The organism is Paraburkholderia sp. WS6, from assembly GCF_030464835.1.
Lineage (GTDB): Bacteria > Pseudomonadota > Gammaproteobacteria > Burkholderiales > Burkholderiaceae > Paraburkholderia > Paraburkholderia madseniana.
Genome location: NZ_JALQCK010000036.1, coordinates 60,621 through 82,850 on the forward strand (window position 1 = coordinate 60,621; position 22,230 = coordinate 82,850).

The following is a 22,230-nucleotide window of genomic DNA, read 5'->3' on the forward strand; positions in this document are numbered from 1 at the left end:
CGTTGGTCCGCAAAGCGTTCAATGGTTTGCGGGTTTCGTGAGGTGGCTAGATTTGTCTGCGAGCCGCATCAGGACTGGATCTGGTGATCTGCGCTGCCAGATCGGTGATCCAGCTCTCCGACGCACAGTCCAGATGCAGTCTGCAGGGCTTTGATAATCATATAGCCGGCCTCGCGCCGTTCCGGTAGGACGGCTGGCGTAGAGTCAGGGTTGCGACACCGACGTGACGCACAGAAGGCCGGCATGAAAAAGTTTAGCGGAATCGACCTGCACTCGAACAGCAGTGTGGTCGATGCATCGATGCGATGGCAGCGGGTGCCATAGTAATAGGCTCTAGGACTCCACCCGTGGAGGAGCTCATTGATACTGGGCAGAATGGATTGCTGGTCGGCTTCTTTTCGCAGACGAAACTCGTTGAGGCGATAGCACACCTGTGTGACAGTTGTCTCGGGATGGACGCAATACGTCACGCTTCACGGCAAACAATTCGGAAGCGCTTCAGCATTCGAGATGAATGCCTTTCGCAGCAGTTAGATATCTTGGGAGTCTCAACTAACTCCGTCCGGACAGAGGCTGTCACAGCACCGGTTACTTCGGCTTTGCCGTAGACGGTCACGTTGCCGACTCGAAGCGACGTACCATCTGAACGTTGGCGGTGACACTTTTATTTCGCGTGTGCCAACCAATTCAATCTTCTGCAGATTTATGGGCACGACGGTTTCGCAGAGGCCAAGTGACAGTTTCACTTGCGAACTGGTGACACTTTTATTGCGGTCGACGGCATACGCGGTCGCGTAGGATACGCGTGATGAAGAAAGTCAAATCGCCCTACATCCTGCTGTACATACGGCTGTTTTGTCATATCGTCATATCAGAAAGCCATGCCTTCGCCCGAATGGGCAGGCGGCGTATATATGTATGATCTAATATATAAGTATGACTAAATATATAGATGTGATTAAAGCGCAATGGATTTCCAAATGTGGGAAACCCCACACTTCCATGGGGAAACGCCCCACCTCCGTGAGCCGGCATGCACGACAATGAGAACACGTCGAAATGCTTTGACGGCGACGCACTGAACCGGGTCTGTCAGCAAGGCTTTATTGTGATGACCTGTTTAGTAAAGTGAGGTTCGTTGATCTCGCCGCCGCAGGTGCCCGCAAGTCCAAATAGTCTTCCGTGCGCACCTCATCGCATCTGACGCTGCGTAAGTGTAGTGAATCGGACGTTCGACTTGGTGCATCAAAATGGCCAGCTCAAAAAATCATCCCATCTCCATCGCCGTGGATGGGGTGATTTTGGCAGCTTGCGCTCGCAAGCACATGCGTTCCGCGCCACCTAAGCCGCGCTATCCTCTGATCGTCGCAACGCTCCTGTCCCACCTCGTCGATACTGCGCGCCCGCGTGAGCGGGCGCGCCTTCTCGTGCGTCGTCTTCAGGAAGTTTTGTAAAGGACAGACCACCATGTGCGGTATTGTTGGCGCAGCTGCGCAACGTGACATCGTTCCGATCCTGATCGAGGGATTGCGCCGCCTCGAATATCGGGGCTACGACTCCTGCGGTGTCGCGGTGCTCGCGGACGGTGAGCCGCGTCGCGCCCGCAGCGTCGCCCGCGTGGCGGATCTCGATGTACAGGTGCGCAAGGCGCATCTCGACGGCGTAACAGGCATCGCCCACACACGCTGGGCCACACACGGCGCGCCCGTTACGCACAACGCCCATCCGATCTTTTCGCGCGGCACCGTGGCGCTAGTGCACAACGGCATCATCGAGAACTTTGTGTCACTGCGCGATACGTTGCGCGGTAAAGGTTACGAGTTCGTCACGCAGACAGATACGGAAGTCATCACGCACCTGATTCACAGCGTTTATCAGGGCGATCTTTTCGCGGCCGTTCGCAAAGCCGTGCAGCAGTTGCACGGTGCATATGCGATTGCGGTGATGCACAAGGATCAGCCGCACACGGTCGTCGGTGCTCGCAGGGGATCGCCGCTCGTCGTCGGGCTCGGGAAGGGCGAAAATTTCCTCGCGTCGGACACGCTTGCTCTCGCCAACAGCACCGACCGTTTCATCTTCCTCGAAGACGGCGACGTCTGTGAGTTGACACTTGAACGCGTACGCATTGCCGATCGCGACGGACACGACGCCGGGCGCGAGGTGCGCACGGTCGCGGCATGCGGCTGCGCGGTCGAGCTTGGACCGTATCGGCATTTCATGCAGAAGGAGATCTTCGAGCAGCCGTGTGCGATTCGCGACACGATCGCGAAAGCAGGTTCACTCGATTCGCCGCTTTTCGACAAGGTGGCCGGCAAGGTCTTTTCGAAGATCGACAGTGTGCTGATTCTCGCGTGCGGTACAAGCTACTATTCGGGCCTGACCGCAAAGTACTGGTTCGAATCGATTGCGAAGATTCCGACGCAGGTCGAGGTCGCAAGCGAATATCGCTACCGCGATTCGGTGCCAAATCCGAGGTCGCTCGTCGTCGTCATTTCGCAGTCAGGCGAAACCGCGGACACGCTCGCCGCGCTCGAGCATGCACAGTCGCTGGGCCACAAACACACTCTCGCAATCTGCAACGTGGCAGCGAGCGCGATTGTGCGCCTCACCAAACTGGCGTTCCTTACCGAGGCGGGTAGGGAGATCGGCGTCGCTTCTACTAAGGCCTTTACGACACAACTGGTGGCGCTTTTCCTGTTGGCGGCAACGCTGGGCAAGCTGCGCGGCTACGTGGATTCCACGCTTGAGGCGACCTACATCAGGCAGTTGCAGGACTTGCCGGCGGCGCTCAGCGCTGTGCTCGCACTGGAGCCACAGATCATCGCGTGGGCAGGGGAGTTTGCCCGCAAGGAAAACGTGCTTTTCCTCGGACGCGGTCTGCACTATCCGATTGCGCTCGAAGGTGCGTTGAAGCTGAAGGAAATCTCATACATTCATGCCGAAGCCTATCCCGCCGGCGAACTGAAGCACGGGCCGCTTGCGCTGGTGACCGGGGCCATGCCGGTTGTCACCGTCGCGCCGAATGATAGGTTGATCGAGAAGCTGAAGTCGAACATGCAGGAGGTGCGTGCGCGCGGCGGTGAACTCTACGTGTTTGCGGACGCAGATACGCGCATCGTCAACGACGAAGGATTACATGTTATCCGGATGCCGGAGAACTATGGCTTGCTCTCCCCGATTCTGCACGTTGTGCCGTTGCAACTGCTCGCATACCACACCGCTTGTGTGCGCGGAACGGATGTCGATAAGCCACGAAATCTGGCCAAGTCCGTGACGGTTGAGTAAGCGGGTTGATGTAAGCGGTTGATCTGTCAATTTCAAATAAAAGTGGGTAACGCGGGTTGTCAGCCAGATTTCGGACTGGTCGCGAGGCCAGCCGAACTGGCCGGGCAACAAGCTGGCGGGACATGCGTCGTGATTGCTGTCCGCCGTTCGAGATGTGAATAACCGGGGATTCCTTAGGTATGCATAGCACGGCATAAACGAATCAGGAGACAGCCATGCGTTCTCGACAAGATTCCTCGTACAAGTGCCCATTGTGCTCATTGGCAATGGTCATGACCGCCACGGTCGCATTTCAAGTCGCCGTTGTGTCACTCGATGCGGCTGCGCAAGGCAAGAGTCCCGGCCAAGGTGCCGCGATCAAGGCCCCTCCGCTGCCGAACGGTTCGGCGCAGATCGACGTGAGGCCAGGCATGTCCGACACAGAGTGGAAAAATGCCTATAAGGAAACCGGGCGGCCTCGTTTCGATCCTAAAAAGGTGAAGCACGTAGGCGATACCGTCGAGCGCGATTAGGGAGAATCCATCATGAAGAAGATCATTCTCGTCATCGTCCTGCTCGCTGGACTCACGCAGCTCATGCTGCCGGCTCCCGCGCACGCGCAGGCCACGACGGCACACACGCTGATCCTGTATGACAATCCGGCCAACGATCCTTATTCGAAGCTTGGGCTGATGTACAGCATCATGCTGCGGAACCTGCTTGGCCACTTCAACACCACGGTCGACCTTGTGCCGGTACAAAACTATACGTCCGGCCTGATCGGCAGCCACGACGCTACGTTTTATATTGGCGACTATTACAACAATCCGCTTCCAACCGCATTTATGAACGACGTCATGTCGGCCACGAAGACCGTGGTCTGGTTCAAATACAACCTATGGCAAATCGCATGGAACAGCGCGTACACCTTCAATCAGACATTTGGCTTCAGTTTCCTTGGACTGGCAGGTTTGAATGCGACACCCTCGTCGAGCAATCCGAATCCGGGTTTCTACGACACAGTCACGTACAAGAACATGCCAATGGTGAAGTACTACGCGTATAACGCTTCGAATGGCGTTGTCAGCGCAGATCCGGATGTCGGCCTAACGCAGGTGCTCGACTCGACCAAGGCGCAATCGCTGGTGACGATTACAAATAGCCAGAGCAAAGCAACTGCGCCGTACATCATGCGCTCGGGAAAGTTCTGGTATTTCGCGGACATGCCGTTTTCGTATATCGGACCAGCCGACCGTTATCTGGTCATTTGCGACGTTTTGCACGACATTCTGCAAACAAACGCACCCGTCAACCACCGCGCCCTCGTGCGGCTTGAGGACCTCGACGCCTACACCACGACGAGTTCCATGAAAATGCTGACGGACTATCTTAACTCGAAGAAAATCCGGTTCACGATGGCGACGATTCCGGTGTACACCGATCCGAACGGCTTTTACAACGGCGGCGTTCCAGAGACTATCCACCTTGCGCAGGCGACGGGATTGAAGTCGGCGCTGAACTACGCGGTTGCCCGTGGCGGATCGATCGTGATGCATGGTTACACGCATCAATACGACTCGACACCGAACCTGTTAAACGCCGTCAGCGGTAGCGACTACGAGTTCTGGTTCGCAGTACAGAATCGCCCGGTGGACGAAGATTCGGAGCCGTGGGCTGCTGGCAGGATGACTGATGGATTGGCCGAATTCACGCTCAACGGTTATAAGGTGGTCGGTTGGGCCGCACCGCAATACCAAATGTCTCCACTGTCCGCCGCGGCTGCCGCGCTTGCGTTTCCCACCTCGTTTCAGAGAGCGGTCTATTACACCGCAACCAATCCGCAGTTGGGTACGGGCGCGGCCAATCAGGATTTTTCAGCGGGACAGTTCTTCCCGTACATCATCAACAAGGATTACTACGGGGAGCGAATCATCCCTGAAAATCTGGGTAGCATCCAGTACAACATCTGTAACATCGATCCGTTCTCGTGCATCGCCTATCCATGGCAGCAACTGATAACGAATGCGCAATACGGTCTCGTTGTGCGTGATGGCTTCGCGTCATTCTTCTTTCATCCCTACTGGCTCGAACCCGAGTTGAAGCTACCGGCATTCAGCGACTTCCAAAGCCTCGTGAACGGCATAACCGGCCTCGGTTATACATGGGTGGACGGAACGACTGCTAAATGACGAAGGTGCGGTTGTGGAGGGGGGCGATCTGCGCAGTTCTGGCGTGGATCGCACAGTGAGGCGTATCCCACAGACACTCGCGCCGGTGTCCCGCACTCTGAATCAGCAGTTCGCTGTTATTGCGCATAGTAAAGATTCATGCGCGAAAGGACATTGTTAGAGGAGGTTTCAGTTAGGCAGTGGAGGGCATTCCGTAACAGCGCCTTTTTTTGAACACGTAACGAGGGCGTGCTGAGACTTGTTTGGAATTCCTACTGTTTACGATCCGGCGTGAAATAGCCGGCAGACAACAAGCGCCAATGGAGACGCACTGGTTAGCGGTCGAAAAAGGGCTGTGCCGGTGTACTAGAGCGACAATATTACGAGGTTTAAATGAAAAAGATCTTGACTGTGTTCGGGACCAGGCCGGAAGCCATCAAAATGGCGCCGCTCGTGCACATTCTCGCGGCCCAAAGTCACATCGAGGCGAAGGTCTGCGTTACCGCCCAGCATCGCGAGATGCTGGATCAGGTACTGGATCTCTTCGATATCACTCCGGATTTCGATCTGAATCTCATGCGCCAGGGGCAAACCCTGAGCGACCTTACCTCCGGAATACTGCAGGGCGTCGGCACGGTGTATGACGATTGGAAACCTGACGTCGTGCTGGTCCACGGCGATACCACCACGACTCTTGGTGCGAGCCTCGCGGCATTCTATCGCTACATCCCGGTCGGACACGTTGAAGCGGGGCTTCGAACGGGTAACGTCTGGTCACCGTGGCCGGAGGAACTGAATCGTCGCGTGACCGACGCCGTGTCTTCGTGGCTCTTCGCGCCAACCGAGCAAGCCAGGCACAACCTGTTCAGCGAGGGAGCGCCGGCTGCAAGCGTGGTCCTGACCGGCAATACCGTGATAGACGCTTTGCTGAAAGTGAAGCGCAAACTCGACGAAGATGAATTGCTCGCCAAACGCATCGCGTCGAACTATCCGTTTCTTGATCCGTCGCGGCGACTGATTCTGGTGACGGGACACCGACGCGAGAGTTTCGGCGAGCCGTTCAGGAATTTTTGCGAAGCATTGTTGCAGATCGCGACGATGCACGAGGACATACAGTTGGTCTACCCCGTGCATCTGAATCCAAACGTTCGGGAACCGGTGCAGTCGATCCTTGGCCGGCAACCCAACGTGCACCTTATCGAACCGCAGGACTATCTTCCCTTCGTTTTCCTGATGTCGCGGGCCTATCTGATCATCACCGATTCCGGAGGAATTCAGGAGGAAGCGCCCGCGCTCGGCAAGCCGGTACTGGTGACCCGCGACACCACTGAGCGCCCGGAAGCCGTGCAGGCTGGTACGGCACGTCTTGTCGGCACCAACACCGAGCGCATCGTATGTGAGGTGAACTGCCTGCTCGAAAACCGCGCGCAATACGATGCGATGGCACACGCAACCAATCCGTATGGCGACGGACACGCGAGTGAAAAGATCGTTGATGCTCTATTGGAGATTCCAGCTACAAGTTCGGCGGGCAATGTTTCAATCACGCCACCCGTAACTGTTCAGAACGCAGTGGCATCGGCTCTTCATGCGCTGCGTATGGCATAGGTCAGTCTAACTCGATGAAAGAGTACCGGCCACGGCGGGGAAGGACTGGAGGTTCACATGCCGTCTGGATCTGGTGGACAGTGTATGCCGTTGCTTTGACGCAGCGGAGTATGTTCAACGCCCATCAGGACGCCACTGGAGCGTGCAGGTATGAACGCGGACAGAAACGGCGATTATCCGGTTGCTCGTCTGCATTTCGATATCCATGCAATGGCCGGCGCGTGGGCACCGATCCGGACGAGTCACGACTGCATAGCGTCTGGAAAAGCGACGCTCGATCGGTCTGCGTGATATGCGAGCGCCCGTTGCGTGCTTGTCTGGAATAAGACAGTCATTTATGTCGTGTTGTTAGTCTGATCAATGAGTTAATTATTAATTTAAATGTCCTAAGCAATGTTTGTTTTTTCGCCGGCGATGTGGGAGTGCGTACAGATTGAGAGCGACATTCGCTGCAGGATCCGGACACAGGATTGCTCATGTGGGCTTTGCGTTCTGTGTGACTGACACGTACATCGGTCCAAATCGCGGGACATAAACGTCGATGGATCGTCACGTTGAGCCGCGAGCGTTTCTCGTTGGGTCCTGTTGGGATATTGGGGGGCAGGGGTAGTTTCCCTGCATCGAAACGGCACGGATAGCACCGCGTCGATAAAAATCTGGAATCGGTGAGGCCAAAATGCTCGCAACATCTATTTGGCTTGCGTATCTGGACGGGTTGAACGCCGTTGCGTTATTGACTGCGCTCATCATTTTCGTCAGCACGCTCGACGATCTTGCTCTGGATGTCTATTACTGGGGATTCGAGATCGGTCGGATGTTGCGTGGTGAAAAGGCCGCCTCTGTCGATCTGGAGATGTTGCGTTCCCTGGAGGAGCACCATCTGGCGATCATGGTGCCTGCCTGGAAAGAATACGACGTGATCGCCAGGATGGTCGAAAATACGCTGGCGACCATGGAGTACAAGCGCTATGTGATTTTCGTCGGCACTTATCACAATGATCCGGAAACAACCGCGGAAGTCGAGCGCATGGTGCGGCGCTATCCTGGCCGGGTCACGCGTGCGACGGTGTTGAATGACGGACCGACATGCAAGGCCGACTGCCTGAACTGGATCCTCGCCGCCATCTTGCGTTTTGAAGAGACGCATCGCATCCGCTTCGCAGGCGTGGTGATGCACGACTGCGAGGACGTGATTCATCCCATCGAACTGAAATACTTCAATTATGCAGTCGCGGACAATGACCTTGTTCAGTTGCCCGTCCTGTCACTGCCGCGCAAGTGGAACGAGTTCGTTGCCGGCACCTACATGGACGATTTCAGCGAGATGCATCAGAAGGAGATTCCGTCGCGTCAGCGTCTGACCGGCATTGTCCCGGGCGCGGGGGTTGCATCGTGCTACAGCCGTCGGGCAATCGAAGCTGTGATGGTGGAACGCGATGGCCGTCCGTTCAACACAGACTCGCTCACGGAAGACTACGATTTCAGTTTTCGGTTGAGGGCGTTGGGAATGAAGGAGACGTTCGCGCATTTCCCGATTTCGGAAGCCGCGAGCGATTCCGCACCGAGCCGCGCCGGCCGACGTACCAGGGCATGCAAACTTCTGGCGACGCGCGAATATTTTCCGAGCACGTTTCGCACAGCGTATCGCCAGCGTACCCGCTGGATTCTCGGCATTGCCTTCCAGGGCTGGCAGCAGTTGCATTGGAAAGGCGACTGGCGCGCGCGCTATATGTTCTTCCGCGATCGGAAGGGCATGGTGACGTCGGTATTTTCCGTGATCGCCTACGGCGTGCTGGTCAATTTCGTTTTGCTCGCCGTACTAGAAAAGACCGGGTATGTGGTCCACTCCAGCCTTCCGGTGGGCGTTCTGGGGCAGTCGATTTTTCCGCTGCTGTCGATCAATGCGGCCATGCTCTTCGTCCGCCTGGGCGAACGATACTATTTCGTCAGTAAACTCAACGGGCCGCTGCAGGGGCTGCTGTCGCTACCCAGGTTGTTCGTCAACAATCTGATCAATTTCTTCGCGGTCTGTCGTGCATGGCGTATCTTCATCGGGCATCTCGCGACCGGCAAGCCGATTGCATGGGACAAGACCAGCCACACCTATTTGTCCAACGAGGAGCTGGGAAGGGCGCGGCGCAAGCTCGGCGAGATTCTCGTTGCATGGGGCGTGTTGACGGAGGCCCGGTTGCAGGCGTGTCTCGAGCGGCAGGTCAGCAGCGGCAGGCACCTTGGGGAACTGCTCATCGAGAGCGACGCGATTAGCGCGGAAACGCTGGCCGATGCGCTCGCGGAACAGGCCGAGCTGCCGCGCGTAAGCCTCGCCAATGTGGCCGTCGGCCACTTTGCGGATTCGCTCGCGTTCGAGTTGCAGTACACCTATCGGGCGGTTCCTTTTTCGACCTCGGAAGACGGAACCTTGAATGTGGCGATCGGAAGCCCGCTCACCGTGGACCAGCGGGAACTGATGCGGCGCGGCTCAAATGCGAATGTTGCCTACTTCATTGCAAGCGACGCCGAAATCGCCCAGGAACTGGCGCGGCACGCGCGTTTTGTCGAGCTTGAACGCGCACGCGGCAGGGAGGGAGTTTGTTTCCAGCACGTCCCGCCAGCAGAACAATCCGGGGGGGGCGCATGAAACACACAAAAAAAACACGCGCAGCGCGCTTGAGCCTGCATATCCGGATGAGCGGGCTGGCGGCCCTCATGTCGATCGCGTTCCACGCGCAGGCGAACGGTCCCGAGACGCTTGTCCCGAGAGCCTACCGCCTCGCGGACGCCGCGTATAAGGCGATCGACGCAGGCGACCTGCCGCGCGCAGAGAACTTCGCGTCGCGTGCCTTCAAGGTGCAGCCTACGAGCCAACAGCTCGGATTGTTGCTGCTCGACGTCCTGATCCGGGAAGGAAAGATCGAGCAGGCCGACGCGCAGGCCGAGGCGTTGCTTCTGCGCTTCCCCACGAGCGGTCGCGTGCTGGCTCAGCACGGCTTTCTCGCACAGAGGGAAGGGCGTTATGACGTCGCGGTGCGGGACTTCAAGGCCGCCCTCGAGACCGGCGAATGGAATGCGGCGGAGCAGCGCAACCTGCGTCTCGCTCTCGCCGACAGCGCCCTCGCTGCGCACGATCCCGATGAGGCGAGCGAAGCACTGCTGCCGCTTCAGGACGACCCGGATACGGCAGTACAGATCCGGATCGCGCAACTGCGGCTGCGCAACGGTGATCGGCAGGGGGCGATTCATGCGGCCGAGCTTGCCCAAAGTCACGCATCAACGGATGAAGACAGGCAAAGCGCAGCCGAGCTGATCGCGCTCGCGCAGCAGCCGCCGCCGACGGACGATACGGCAATGAAAATGCTTCAGAAGGCTTATGACCTGCTGCGCGAGGGCAAGGACGACACGGCGCTCGAAGCATTTCGGCAAGGCTTTGCCGGCGGCGCCGGGAACGCGGGCAACCTGGCAGATGCCGGGTATGCCGCGAAGCGCATCGGGGAAAACTACAAAGCCATCGAATACTTCAAGCGCAGTCTTGATGCAGACGAAACCGAGGGTTCATTCGATGAGCAGCGCAAGTTCGGTTATCGCCGGGAAGTCCAGCAGCTGGAGCGCAGGTGGGGCTTCCAACTCAGTGTGCCATACCAGGGCGCCGCGTTCGGCCCGCAAGGCACGGTTAGCGTGCTGCAGCCTGGTATCGAGGCGTACTGGCAACCGCCGAAGATCGGTTACCAGAACGGGCGAATCTTTCAGCTCTTTGTTCGTGGCTATGGCACCGCCTACGATGGCTCGGGCAACGTGACGGGCGGGCCGACAGTACAAGCATCCGTCGGCGCGCGTTACAAGCCCATCGCGGACCAGAATGTGGTGTTCACCGCTGAGCGGTTGATCCGCGTCGGCAACCTTTCAGTGAACGACTGGCTGGCGCGCATTGGCTATTCGTCAGAAGCCGGTACGGATTTACGGGTGACCGAGCCGAGCTGGCGCAGTTGGCAAGCTTACGCAGAAGCGGCGTACTTTGTCAGCGCGGGGCGATATATCATCTATTCGGAACTGCGTTACGGACATACATGGCGGCTGCCTGCGATAAGCGACCACCTGACGGTCTATCCTCACCTCGCGCTCGCAGGCGATCACGACAACCGCGAGACGAATCAAACAGCGATTGGCATCGGGCCCGGCATTCAGTTTCGCTTCTGGTTTCGCGAGAGTCGATTTAGCGCGCCTGCAAGCTGGGCCGACGTGACGGTGCAATACCGCTTTCCGCTGACCTCTGCGACGCGCGCGCGCGGGCTGGTGGTGCGCGCAACGCTGTGGTTTTGAAATTACCCAAGAGGGCGGCCCCGTCTTCGACGCATCGGCCTGACGATCTGCGATGAAGGGAAAAAATTCATGCCGGGATCCAACGATGAAAGAGCGTTCGTTCGAGGCGACTCTGAAGACTCGCGGATGCTGCCGCCGTTGGGTTCGATTGATGCGAACCCGGTATCGGATGCCGGCCATAACACGCCGGCTTTCGTGCTGTCGGGCCAAACTCATGGCGGCTGTGGGTGCTCTGCTACTGGCAGCTGGGTGCAGTTGCACGATGCCCGACGTTCACGTTGATGGCATCGTCTGGCAGACGGACAATTCAACGGCTCGTCCCGTAGGGAACTGGCAATTGCTGGGCGTGCATGATCTGCTGATCCAGTGGATCGTCGTCGACGATACTTCATTCGTTGTCAACGCCGGGATGTCTGTCGCCGCACACCTTCCGGACCTCGAGCGGATCAGCCGTGAGCCTTGGGCACGCAACGTGATCCTCGGGCTAGCCGGGTACCAGGATGAGAAGCGGGCGCGCGCCAATGTAGCCAGGCTCGCCGATCTCTCGGCAGCGGTTGCGCGTCTGCCCACCCCGCTGCACGTGACCGGCTATTACTTCCCCGTCGAGATCGATCCGACATGGCAGGATGCGCCGAGGCTCGCCGGGATTCTGCAACGGCTACCGCACCCTCTTTGGGTAACGGTCTACGATCGATCCAATATTGGGGGAGAAGCGCTGGCAGACTGGCTCGCATCCTGGCTGCCGGCGGACGTGGGCGTGTTCTTCCAGGATGGTTGTGGCGTGTACGCACGCGAGCCCTATGTCGCGCGGAACTACCTGGATGCGCTTTCGTCCCGTCTGGGAAAACGACGCGTGCGCGTGATCGCCGAGGCTTTTCGACCGTCAGGACAGAACACCTTCCGCCCGGCAACCGCTGACGAATTGAGGGTGCAGTTGCAGGCCTACGGCGGTTACTCTGCCTGGCTGTTCGACGGTCCGCACTACGTGTCTGACACGCTCGTTCGCGAACTGGCGCCAAACGCTTCGGCACGGCAGGAGTCGAGCCATTGACGCTTCGAAGACCGATTATTGGGGCGGAATCAGGAGGGAGCGAGGGACGTCTGGGCGGCTCCGGCCTGTCCGGCGCGGCTGCGCCGAACAGGCTTCTTCCATGTTGCGTCATCGGACGGTCACCCGATGTCCGGCTTGGTCATCGGGCGACTCGCCTCAGGCGGGCGCTTTCAGGGGGATGATGGTCTGGCGCAGCAATTGCCAGTAAGTGCTGGTCGAATATGGGATCATTTCCTCTGCGTAATACCACCAGAAGAAGCCGCCGATAAACTTCGGATCGGCCATGCTGTCGACCATCGGGTAATAGGTCTTGATCAGGTTCTGCTGCACCGAGGCCGGCGCGCCGGTGTCGGAAGTGCCGATTTCGCCAAATCCAACTTTGGCGTTCGGGAAAATCGTTTCGAGTGCCTTGAAATCCGCGCTCCAGGACGGCGACAGCCCCGGGCAATCCTGATACGGGTAGTAGCTGAAAAGGGCGTAGTCGGCGGCCTGCCGCACCGTTGCGGGGAGGAAGGATGTCGGCCAGGTCTTCCAATAATCCTGCGGTTTTTCCCAGCAGTTGTTGCCCTTGCTGTCGTCGTTGTAGTAGAGCGTGACGGCCGTCTTGCCGCCGGCCGATTTGACGATCGTGTTTGCCGCCGCGACCATCTGACCAATTTGGGTCTCTTCCGAATTCACCACCGTGGTCGTGCCGCTCGGATCGTTACGTAGCCATTCGCCGTTGATCTCGTTCGCGATCTCCCACACATCGACCGTGTTCTTCAGCGTCGACACCAACTCCTGCGTCCTCGCTTTGTATGTGGAAAGGTCGGTCGGAAAGTAGTACGAATCCATCACTTCGCCCATGACATTCGCGACCGCGTGCAGGCGCAACAGAGGCGCGTAGTAATCCGCCGCCGACGTGCCCGGATCGAACACAACGCGAACGGTTGGACGATACGGCAGGTTGCTCAGCGATGCGACGATCGCGTCCAGCTTTGTCAGGTCGTCCAGCGTCACGCCATAGACGGGAGCCTTCAGGGGTTCGACCTGCGCTTGCGCAGGTTGGGACAGGGGCATCAGCATGGCATACGCAACACTCGCGGCAACTGCCGCACCCGATAATGACCTTGTTAGTTTCACAATCACATCCACTCCTCGCTGAAGTCAAAAAAAGCGCGATTTTAACAGCGGAATGCGGGGTAATTGTCAGATGATAGAAGCATAGGCATGCGGGCAAGCATGTCGGGGGAGTTGCGGGCAGTCCGGTGGGTATGGTCACGTTGTTGGTGCGACACGTGTCACGGTCAGCCGCGCGTTATGCGGCATGTAGTAGATGGCAAAGCTCTTTCTTGCCTTGTCACATTCAACAACTGGAATAGAGGAGGTTGAAGCGGTGATCTGCTGTACGACCAGCAGTTGCCTACCCGGACGTGCGCGATTGGTAACGAGCTCCGGGGACAAAGTACCCTTCAGAAGACGGTTCACCCTGGCGACAGTGAAGGAGCCGACACTACCAGCAGCCGTGCGGTGTGGGGGCGAGGCAAGTTCCGCATGCACAACGTAAGTGAACTGCTGACGGAATCCTCGTTAAGCCGAAAGAGCCCATGCTGCTGCAAGGCTCTGACCAAAATGGTAGATGGCCGGTTGCTTCCCTTCATGCTGGAAGCACGTCGTCGTGGAGCCATCGGGGAATAGACAGATGCTAAACGGATAGGCCCGGCAGTATCGGGTCGGCACGAACGGGATCGTGGTAAGTCCAAATGTCCGCCCACGCCAGTGATTTGGCTACTGCAGGTGATCCGCAAGGGGAGCTGTTGGGCAAGTGGAATGAGAACGCGGAAAAAGCGAATGGCACGCGGTAATAGCCCGCATAGGGGTTCAGGATCTGCCCTGACCTGAAAGGGTGCAGACTTCCGCGTGGTGCAGTTGTCGCAGGTGTTCATTTGAGGTTCGATTTCATCTTGCTTCTCCAGGGTGAGCGCGGCATCGGGTGCCACGAGTTGTCTTGAGGCCAGCGGGTTCGCCGATGACAATAACCGCCGACAACCGAGCATTTAGCGGAGCGGAGATGTCAATTCACGACCACCCGCTGGGGTGCGAGCCCGGTATTGTGTGGGCGAGTACAGCGGCGGTCGACAGGATGCCGATCATGACGACTGCCTCCGCTTTCAGAATCGTCTGGAACGAAGACGCCGCAGCACTGTGCGATGCTGCGCGCCGTATGCGTGGTAGGTAAACCAGCCGGTTGATTCCGCCCAGGACGATCGCTGCATTGACAAGCCCAATTTTAGCGTTGAGGATGAGCCCCCAGTCGCTATGTGCGAGCGGCACGAGAGAGCCAGCCAGTCCGCGATTGGCGTTGTAAATTCCTGTGATGAGGACCGCGAGCAATGCGAAGGCTGCAGCGGCGGACAGGCGCCCGACGAAGTGCGCGAGGTCTTCTCCGCTCGCTTCGGCCCGCAGCCCGGGCAGCACGAGGAGTCCGCTCGTGATCACGAGCCCGCCCCAGGCTGCCGTCGCGCAAATATGCATCCAGTGAATCCACTCCGGCAGCGAAAAGTCGCCGGCGCCGGCCGCATGACTTGAGGCCGCCTTGCTAAACGCGAACACGGCTGCGGCGAGCAGCGCGACAGTCATCCGGGCCGGCCGCCCGAACGCTCGCGGCGCCACCGACAGGAGCACCCACACGATCAGGGCGACAAGTCCTGTAGACCACGCTGCGCCGTAATGCGATTGGGTCAGCATCGGGATTAGCACCGAAAAATCGGCACCCGGCGCCGACCCGCTCTTCAGTGCAGTCTCAAACAGCAAATTGGCGATATCCGCAACGATCAACGTGACGACGCAAACGGCTACGATCCGTTGCAACCGGCTCTGCATGCGCGGCGATGCATTGTCTAGCATCAACACCGCAAGACAGGCGCCCACTGCACACGCGAACAGTACGTTCGCGATGGCGGCCACGATGATCGAACCGGTTATTGTCGCAGGGTCCACTACTTCACCCTGAACAAACAGTCGCCATCCGTACGGTGTCCATCGGAGGCGACGACCACCCAATGCACCGTGTACTTGTCCGGCGGCAACGGGGGCTACACGACGTGGATCGACCTGCGCCTTCACCGTATTCACCTGCTTACCCGTCGAATTGCTGACGGTCAGCGAGCTGAATGCCGGTTCGAGTGGACCATCGAACACGACCGTTACGTTCTCCGGCGCGGGCACTTCGGCGCCCGCGGAGGGTGACTGCGTTTGCGCGAATCCGGCGGACGGTATCAGGACGCCGCTCACGATAGCCACTGCGCCGCAGCCTCGTCGAAGACGATTAAAGACGCTCATTTCTAGTCTCCTTTGCCGAAAAGCGGCTTACCTACGGAGTTGGGTAGCACGTCACCCAGGTAAAGCTACGCCTGCAGCTGAAGACAGCGGGCGTCACGGAGGCAACATTGTTCCCGGATCTGGACGGTATCGCGAGCGTTGTCACGGGAATGCACCTGTTTCCCGATGACGAAATCTTGCCGCGGCTTGGCTGACTATTGAGCTAGACAGAGAGTCCCGCCCCTCGCCGTTTGAATTGGCCTTCCGGCCGGATCAGGCCGCCATTCGATGTTCGTAGTATGGGCGATAGCGGTCGAGCAACGGAAAGCGGACGGTCGCGCATTTCCTATCGGTCATAAGCGAGCAAATCCGCCGAAGCGAACACGCTGGGCAGGATTCTCAAAGCTCGCCTTGCATGCGCCCAGGTGAGAAAGGCGAGGTGAGAGCCAGTTTCGGCAACGCTATCCCGTTGATCCATCGTTGCCGAAACCTGCACAGGACTGCTGTTATCAGGAACTTTGGTTAACGTTTTCGCTGACTTGCGCGTTTTAGCCAAGCTATGATCCCTGGTTGCCGAGAGCTACGGTCACCCACCGACATCCCCATCGACGTGGCAACGTCGTACGCCACTGCCAGGCTCTTGGCCATATCGGGGGTGAACTGCGCGCCCGGCTGCTGGCGCAGGGATTCCAGGATGGCGATGGCCTGGGCGTGCGCGGCCAGCGCCGCCGGTTTGTCGCTGGTGCCGTACAGGACAACGCCGCGGTTCAAATACGTCAGGGCCAGACTGAGGACCATGTCGGGGGTGAACTGCGCGTCCGGCTGCTGGCGCAGGGCCTCCCAGATGGCGATGGCCTGGGCGTACGCGGCCAGCGCCGCCGGGTTGTCGCCAGTGCCGCGCAGGACAGCGCCGCGCAACCTGTACGTCTTGGCCAGATAGTTGGCCATGCCGGGGGTGAACTGCACGCCCAGCTGCTGGCGCAGGGCCTCCCAGATGGCGATGGCCTTGGCGTACGCGGCCAGCGCCGCCGGGTTGTCGCCGGTTTCGTGCAGGGCAACGCCGCGGTTCTTGTACGCTGTGGCCAGGCTATCGGCCGTGTCGGGGGTGAACTGCACGCCCAGCTGCTGGCGCAGGGATTCCAGGATGGCGATGGCCTGGGCGTAGTCGGCCAGCGCCGCCGAGTTGTCGCCAGTGCCGCACAGGGCGTCGCCGCGGTTGTTGTACGCCCCAGCCAGATTGTCGGCCATATCGGGGGTGAATTGCGCGCCCGGCTGCTGGCGCAGGGATTCCAGGATGGCGATGGCCTGGGTGTAGGCGGCCAGCGCCGCCACGTTGTCGCCGGTGTCGCACAGGGCATCGCCGCGGTTCTTGTACGCTGTGGCCAGGCTATCGGCCATGTCGGGGGTGAACTGCACGCCCAGCTGCTGGCGCAGGGACTCCAGGATGGCGATGGCCTGGGTGTAGGCGGCCAGCGCCGCCAGGTTGTCGCCGGTGTCGCGCAGGGCAAGGCCACGATCGATCAACAGGCGCAACCGCTGGTCCCGCAGCCAGCCGTCTTGATCTTCCCGCTGTGGCGAATCGCCCACGAGCCACCCGATGATGCCCTGCGCCACACGGTAACTAGACAGAGCACTGTGCAGACGCGCGCTAGTCTGTTCTGTATAGCCCTTGTTGAGAAACTCCGTTAACCACGAACGTATGCCCATCACGCCCTCTGCACGACCGAATAAGATTCGGCCTACGCGCTGCTATTCATCCAGCTTCAAGATATGTATGCGCAGCATCGGTTGCCCCGGATCGGCGCTTCAATATGGAGCAGATCACAACAACAAAAGTTAGCGTTGCAAACATTGCAATCCGTTTACCTCAAATGACGTGTGCGAGGGGGGATCGGGGGTGGCTTGTCGCTGTTGTCGTTCGTGTCGTTGTTGTTTAAATTGTGCAGGCAAGCGTTGAAGCTTGGCATGGGTCACCACCTTACTTCGGCGTGGGGTAAGCGCCCTACTGGCGGGAAAAAAGCGGCGGTTGTCAACGTCGTTGTGGCGTCACTTCATGCGAACCGCTTTAATGCTGCCAAGCAGGCCTGCGTCGACCACGCGGTGGCGCAGCGAGGAGCTTGCCGCCAAGGCCCGCATGGCCCCTTAAATAGGGCACCCGAAACCGGACCTTCGCGAGGGTCCGGTTTCGGCCGGGTGCCGTCTCATGCAAAGGGCATGCGCAACTTGAACCTCGTAATGCTGCGATCGGTAGCACGCGACCCACAAGGGACGCTCGACTTTTTTCATAGCAGACGAAGACTGTACCTCCTGCCCTGTTTCTCGATGCCCCCATCGCTGGGCGCTGCGAGCGTGTGTACATCCGATTTGCGAAGGAGCGTCTCGCAAGACGATGTGTGGCTGTTCGGGGCACTCAGCAATGATGTGCGTACCACACACAGAACCGAAGTGCAGCAACCTCCCCGGAGAGGACTCGAAACTGGACAACAGACTTTCGCCAGATGTCCGGAGGAAGTGCTGTCGATTAATCCGGCAGGATGTCGAAAATGCGAGCAGAAATTCCTGAGCACTGCCTGAAGGGTAGCCAGGCCACCTCACGCCCCTGAGTTAACTTCGTCTATTGCCAGGAAAACCTGACACAAAAATTATCCAGTCGCAACCCTTTGCCTGCGACCTCCTGGGATTCCTTTATCTCAAGGTTGAGCGGAAATATGCCGTAATACATGGTGCGTGGCACACCGCCGGAATCCGCTTTGAGTCTGAGCGATCCGATGAAACCAACGGCGACTCATCCGAAAAAATCCCCGGTTCTCACGACAGGAGATGGACAAATCATGAGAGGTATTTTCCGTCGTTTCAGAAATCTCCGCATCGGAGTGCGACTCGCAATCGCATTCTCATTGGCAGCCTTCCTCACTGTGGTGCTCGGCGCGACGGCATTCGTCAAGCTCACGAGAATCACAAATGAATGGACCGATTTTGAATCGGTCACCCTCACGAGGCTACAGATTCTGCAGCACGCAAAAGGCACTTTCGGCGACGCCGTTCATAACTACAAGGACTATGTGCTTCGGGGGGGCGACTACAAGGCGAAGTTTCTGGCGAACCTGGATGACATCGACGCCGCGGTCAAAGCGCTCGAAACCGGAGGGCATCTCGGTGCAGATGAACAGAGGGCAAGTGCAGTGCTTTTTGACGCAACGACAGGCTATCGGGCGTCGATGGACCGACTGTCTCCGCTTGTCGCGTCGGGAGCAGCAATTGATGTCCGGGACAGGAGTGTCGCCGGCGCAGACAAGCCGATCGGCATGGCGCTGGATGCACTGATCCAGATCGTCATACAGCGCACGAAGGAACAGGGCGCGACGATTACGGAGTTGGCGCAAGTCGCAGAAGTCGCTGTCGTGGTGGTCACGATTGCCGCGCTGATTGCAGCAACGCTGCTTGCCTTCTTCATGACCCGAAGCATCACCCGCCCCATCGGGGCCGCCGTGACCGTCGCCAGGGCAGTTGCAAATGGTGACCTCACGAGCGAAATTACCGTCGACAGGACTGACGAAACGGGACAATTGCTCGACGCCTTGCGAAGCATGAACGAGCGGGTGTCTGACGTCGTCCGGCATGTTCACCAGACCGCCGAGTCTGTCGCGACGGCGTCGGCCCAGATCTCAGCCGGCAACGATGACTTGTCAAGGCGAACGGAACAGCAGGCTGCGTCCCTGGAAGAAACGGCGGCAAGCATGGAGCAACTGACGGCCACCGTTAAACACACGGCCGAGAATGCCATGCAGGCGAGCACTTTGGCGAACGCGGCGTCCGAAGCAACCATCGGGAGTAGCGCAGAGGTAGGTCGTGTCGCCGGAACGATGAATCAACTGGCGATGGGCGCCCAGCAAATGGGCAGCATCATCGGCGTCATCGAGGGGATAGCGTTTCAGACCAACATACTGGCGCTGAACGCAGCCGTCGAGGCCGCCCGTGCGGGCGAGTTGGGTCGGGGCTTTGCAGTGGTAGCGTCAGAGGTCCGCATGCTGGCGCAACGCAGTGCGGCGGCAGCGAAAGAAATCAAGGATCTGATCCTGACTTCCAATGAACGGGTGACGAGCGGCGCGTCGCTCGCTCAGGGAGCGGGCGATTCCATGCGACAGGTAAGCACGACCGTTGCACGCGTTACGGCGCTAGAGCGTGTTAGGCACTTTGAAGTACCGGCACTGCGTGAACGAGCATGAGCATCGCGAAGACCACGAAATGCAACCCGGCAAGTGTTTCGGGTAGCCTTTCATAATCACGCGCGAGGCGGCGGAATCGGTTAAGCCAGCCAAAGCTGCGCTCGACCACCCACCGCCGGGGCAGCAGGACAAAGCCCTTTTTGGCTTCCTGCAGTTTGATCACCTGCAGTTCAATGCCTTCATCACGTGCAGCCTGTGCTGCGTCTTCGCCGGTGTATCCCTGATCCGCAAAAGCCACTTTGACTGTTTGTCCTGTTACCTGCTGAACCTGACGCGCAAGTTCTGTTACCTGTGCGCGCTCCTGTTCATTGGCCGGTGTCACATGCACTGCCAGCAACTGTCCCAGGGTGTCTACCGCAATATGGACTTTGCTGCCGCGTTTGCGCTTATAACCGTCATAGCCCGCGCGTGGACCACTCTCGCAGGTTGACTGCAATGTGCGGCCATCCAGGATGACGGCGCTGGGTTGTCCCTGCCGTCCCTGCGCCACGCGTATTATCGAGCGCAGGTCGCAGACCATGTGCTCAAAACAGCCTGCCTGTAACCAGCGTTGGGTCTGCTGGTACACCAACTCCCACGGCGGGAAGTCATTGGGTAGCATCCGCCAGGGCGCGCCGGCCCGAGCCATCCAGCGTAACGCATCGAACATGTCGCGTAGCTCATATTTGCGCTGCGGCGCGCTGACGTCCATCAGTGTCAGATACGGTGCCGCGAAGCTCCATTCTTCGTCCGACACATCACTCGGATACCCTTTGCGGTCTGCTTTTCTCATGCCGCCAGGATACCAGGTCTGACACGAAGTGCCTAACACGCTCTAATGAACGAAATATCAGGCGCATCCCGCGAGCAAAGCACGGGCATCGAGCAGGTCAATCAGGCAGTCTCGCTTATGGATGAGGTTACGCAGCAAAACGCAGCCCTCGTCGAGCAGGCATCGGCCGCTGCGGCCTCACTGGTTCGGCAGACTGTCGAGTTGAAACAACGGATTTCTTTTTTCAAGGTGGGGCCGCTACAGCTAGCGAGCGGACGTTGAATCAGCGCAAATATAAGGTGTCGGCGAAGCGTATGCTGTTGATCGTGACGATTGGGAGACGATCATGACCGGAATGCTGCGCAGCTATCGCGGGTACGAGATGGAAGCACTGGTTTATCCCCGCGAAGCAGACAAGCACGGAAGTAAGAATATGCGCGATGGTCCCGGGTACGACGCCGCGGTACGGATTCGCCGTGCCGACGATGGCGATCCGGGTTCGAAGTTTACGGTGTTCAAGGTCACCGCTGTCGTCGGATATGAAGGTCACGGCGACGCACAGCGTGCCGCCTTCACACACGGTGAATCGGTCATCGACCACCTTCTCGCTGGCAAGTCGCCGCCGGACATTTGAAGAAGCGTTTTGACGCCTTCCGGTCTGGCAGCGTCGCGGACCGTATGTCGGCAACCCATTCGATCAAACGCAGGATCGGCAGCCATGTCTATCGATTGATAGGTGTACGCACGACAAGCCAGCCGCCATGAAGCAGCACGGGGAATCTGCGAAGGAACAATAGCGTGAGGGCAGTAATGAAAAGAATAGCCGGATATGGATTGGATGTATTTCTAATACTGTGCTTGCTGGTGTTTTTTTATTTTCACGCATTCGACAAATCGCAGAATATTCCGCCATGGTCGTCAGGATGGGGCAACATTCGCTTATTACTCGCCATTTTTGCAATGGTGACACTTCCATTTCGCCTTAAGCGATACCCCAACGTTAGTAATTTTGTTATGTTCGATAGTGCAGGAAGCAGGCGGAAGACCATCATAGTTCCTCTGCTCTGGATGTTAGTCATAATTTTTGGGTCTCTCATCATTCTAAGGACTTTGGTTAAATTGTTCGGGTCCGCAGGAGTGCTTCAATAAAATAATCCCTTAACTGCGCGCAGCACCATTTGCGTTAAATTCGTCAGATTGTCGAAGAGTTTGGTGTCTACGTGGAATGTCGCCTTCTGGCCGCGCACTGCCTCATGCAAAGGACATACGCAATGCGAACCTCGCAAAGCTGCGATCGGCAGAAAGCGACCCACAAGCGTCGCTCGCGTTTCCACAAGACGGTCACTCGAAGGCTAGCTACGGTGCCTCTACGCACGGTTAAAGATCACGTTCGGAATTGTTCAGTCAACCATCGCTGGCCAAATTTGCTCGCTGAACGGCTCAAGGCGGCAGGTGCGCCCGCGCGCGTGGTGGTCAACGAGGGAATCCGCGGCAATCGTCATATTGCCTGACGACGCGAACGCGCGTCGCCGGTTGCTGATTGGTGGT

At 58.4% G+C, this 22,230-nt stretch carries 14 protein-coding genes and 2 pseudogenes; 11 read left to right on the forward strand and 5 right to left on the reverse strand.

What is annotated here, in order from left to right:
* Positions 1–305 precede the first annotated feature (305 nt).
* The 8 genes from M0D64_RS32575 (at position 306) to M0D64_RS32610 (ending at position 12,405) form a co-directional block, all read left to right on the forward strand.
* Positions 306–608: a hypothetical protein gene (locus M0D64_RS32575; RefSeq protein ID WP_266260831.1), complete on the forward strand. Its 303-nt coding sequence runs from the start codon at positions 306–308 to the stop codon at positions 606–608.
* A gap of 859 nt (positions 609–1,467) precedes the next feature.
* Positions 1,468–3,285: a glutamine--fructose-6-phosphate transaminase (isomerizing) gene (gene glmS / locus M0D64_RS32580; RefSeq protein ID WP_266260832.1), complete on the forward strand. Its 1,818-nt coding sequence runs from the start codon at positions 1,468–1,470 to the stop codon at positions 3,283–3,285.
* A gap of 215 nt (positions 3,286–3,500) precedes the next feature.
* Positions 3,501–3,797, forward strand: a complete 297-nt coding sequence (locus M0D64_RS32585) for a hypothetical protein (RefSeq protein ID WP_266260833.1) — start codon at positions 3,501–3,503, stop codon at positions 3,795–3,797.
* A 12-nt stretch (positions 3,798–3,809) separates the two neighbouring features.
* Positions 3,810–5,453 (forward strand): DUF2334 domain-containing protein, encoded by a 1,644-nt coding sequence (locus M0D64_RS32590; RefSeq protein WP_266260834.1) that lies wholly within the window; start codon positions 3,810–3,812, stop codon positions 5,451–5,453.
* A 372-nt stretch (positions 5,454–5,825) separates the two neighbouring features.
* Entirely contained in the window at positions 5,826–7,040 is a 1,215-nt protein-coding gene (gene wecB, locus M0D64_RS32595; RefSeq protein WP_266260835.1) for a non-hydrolyzing UDP-N-acetylglucosamine 2-epimerase, read from the forward strand.
* 676 nt (positions 7,041–7,716) lie between these two features.
* The gene (locus M0D64_RS32600; RefSeq protein ID WP_266260836.1) at positions 7,717–9,678 is read left to right on the forward strand and encodes a glycosyl transferase family protein; all 1,962 of its coding nucleotides are present in this window, start codon (positions 7,717–7,719) and stop codon (positions 9,676–9,678) included.
* Entirely contained in the window at positions 9,675–11,354 is a 1,680-nt protein-coding gene (locus M0D64_RS32605; RefSeq protein WP_266260837.1) for a bacteriophage N4 adsorption protein A, read from the forward strand. Before M0D64_RS32600 ends, M0D64_RS32605 begins: the two co-directional genes overlap by 4 nt.
* A gap of 262 nt (positions 11,355–11,616) precedes the next feature.
* A complete protein-coding gene (locus M0D64_RS32610) occupies positions 11,617–12,405 on the forward strand; it encodes a hypothetical protein (RefSeq protein WP_266260838.1) in 789 nt (262 codons plus the stop codon).
* Positions 12,406–12,561: 156 nt separating this feature from the next.
* Here the strand turns inward: M0D64_RS32610 and M0D64_RS32615 are convergent, their stop codons facing one another.
* The 4 genes and pseudogenes from M0D64_RS32615 to M0D64_RS32630 all read right to left on the reverse strand — a co-directional run bounded on the left by M0D64_RS32615 (position 12,562) and on the right by M0D64_RS32630 (position 17,412).
* Positions 12,562–13,470, reverse strand: coding sequence for a hypothetical protein (locus M0D64_RS32615; protein WP_266260839.1), 909 nt, complete (start codon positions 13,468–13,470; stop codon positions 12,562–12,564).
* A gap of 993 nt (positions 13,471–14,463) precedes the next feature.
* Positions 14,464–15,291, reverse strand: a complete 828-nt coding sequence (locus M0D64_RS32620) for a CopD family protein (protein ID WP_367619675.1) — start codon at positions 15,289–15,291, stop codon at positions 14,464–14,466.
* Positions 15,292–15,383: 92 nt separating this feature from the next.
* Positions 15,384–15,726 (reverse strand): annotated as a pseudogene (locus M0D64_RS32625) (copper resistance protein CopC).
* Between the two features lie 501 nt (positions 15,727–16,227).
* A complete protein-coding gene (locus M0D64_RS32630) occupies positions 16,228–17,412 on the reverse strand; it encodes a tetratricopeptide repeat protein (protein ID WP_266260840.1) in 1,185 nt (394 codons plus the stop codon).
* Between the two features lie 1,043 nt (positions 17,413–18,455).
* Between M0D64_RS32630 and M0D64_RS32635 the strand changes: the two genes are divergently transcribed.
* Entirely contained in the window at positions 18,456–19,931 is a 1,476-nt protein-coding gene (locus M0D64_RS32635; RefSeq protein ID WP_301717706.1) for a methyl-accepting chemotaxis protein, read from the forward strand.
* Here the strand turns inward: M0D64_RS32635 and M0D64_RS32640 are convergent.
* Entirely contained in the window at positions 19,891–20,703 is an 813-nt protein-coding gene (locus tag M0D64_RS32640) for an IS5 family transposase (RefSeq protein WP_154568023.1), read from the reverse strand. The two genes, M0D64_RS32635 and M0D64_RS32640, sit on opposite strands and share 41 nt — an antisense overlap.
* Before the next feature lie 42 nt (positions 20,704–20,745).
* Between M0D64_RS32640 and M0D64_RS32645 the strand changes: the two are divergent.
* Together M0D64_RS32645 and M0D64_RS32650 are read left to right on the forward strand one after the other, a co-directional pair.
* Positions 20,746–20,964: pseudogene (locus M0D64_RS32645) on the forward strand (hypothetical protein); the annotation flags it as partial.
* 64 nt (positions 20,965–21,028) lie between these two features.
* Entirely contained in the window at positions 21,029–21,316 is a 288-nt protein-coding gene (locus M0D64_RS32650; protein WP_266260841.1) for a hypothetical protein, read from the forward strand.
* The last annotated feature ends 914 nt before the right edge of the window (positions 21,317–22,230 follow it).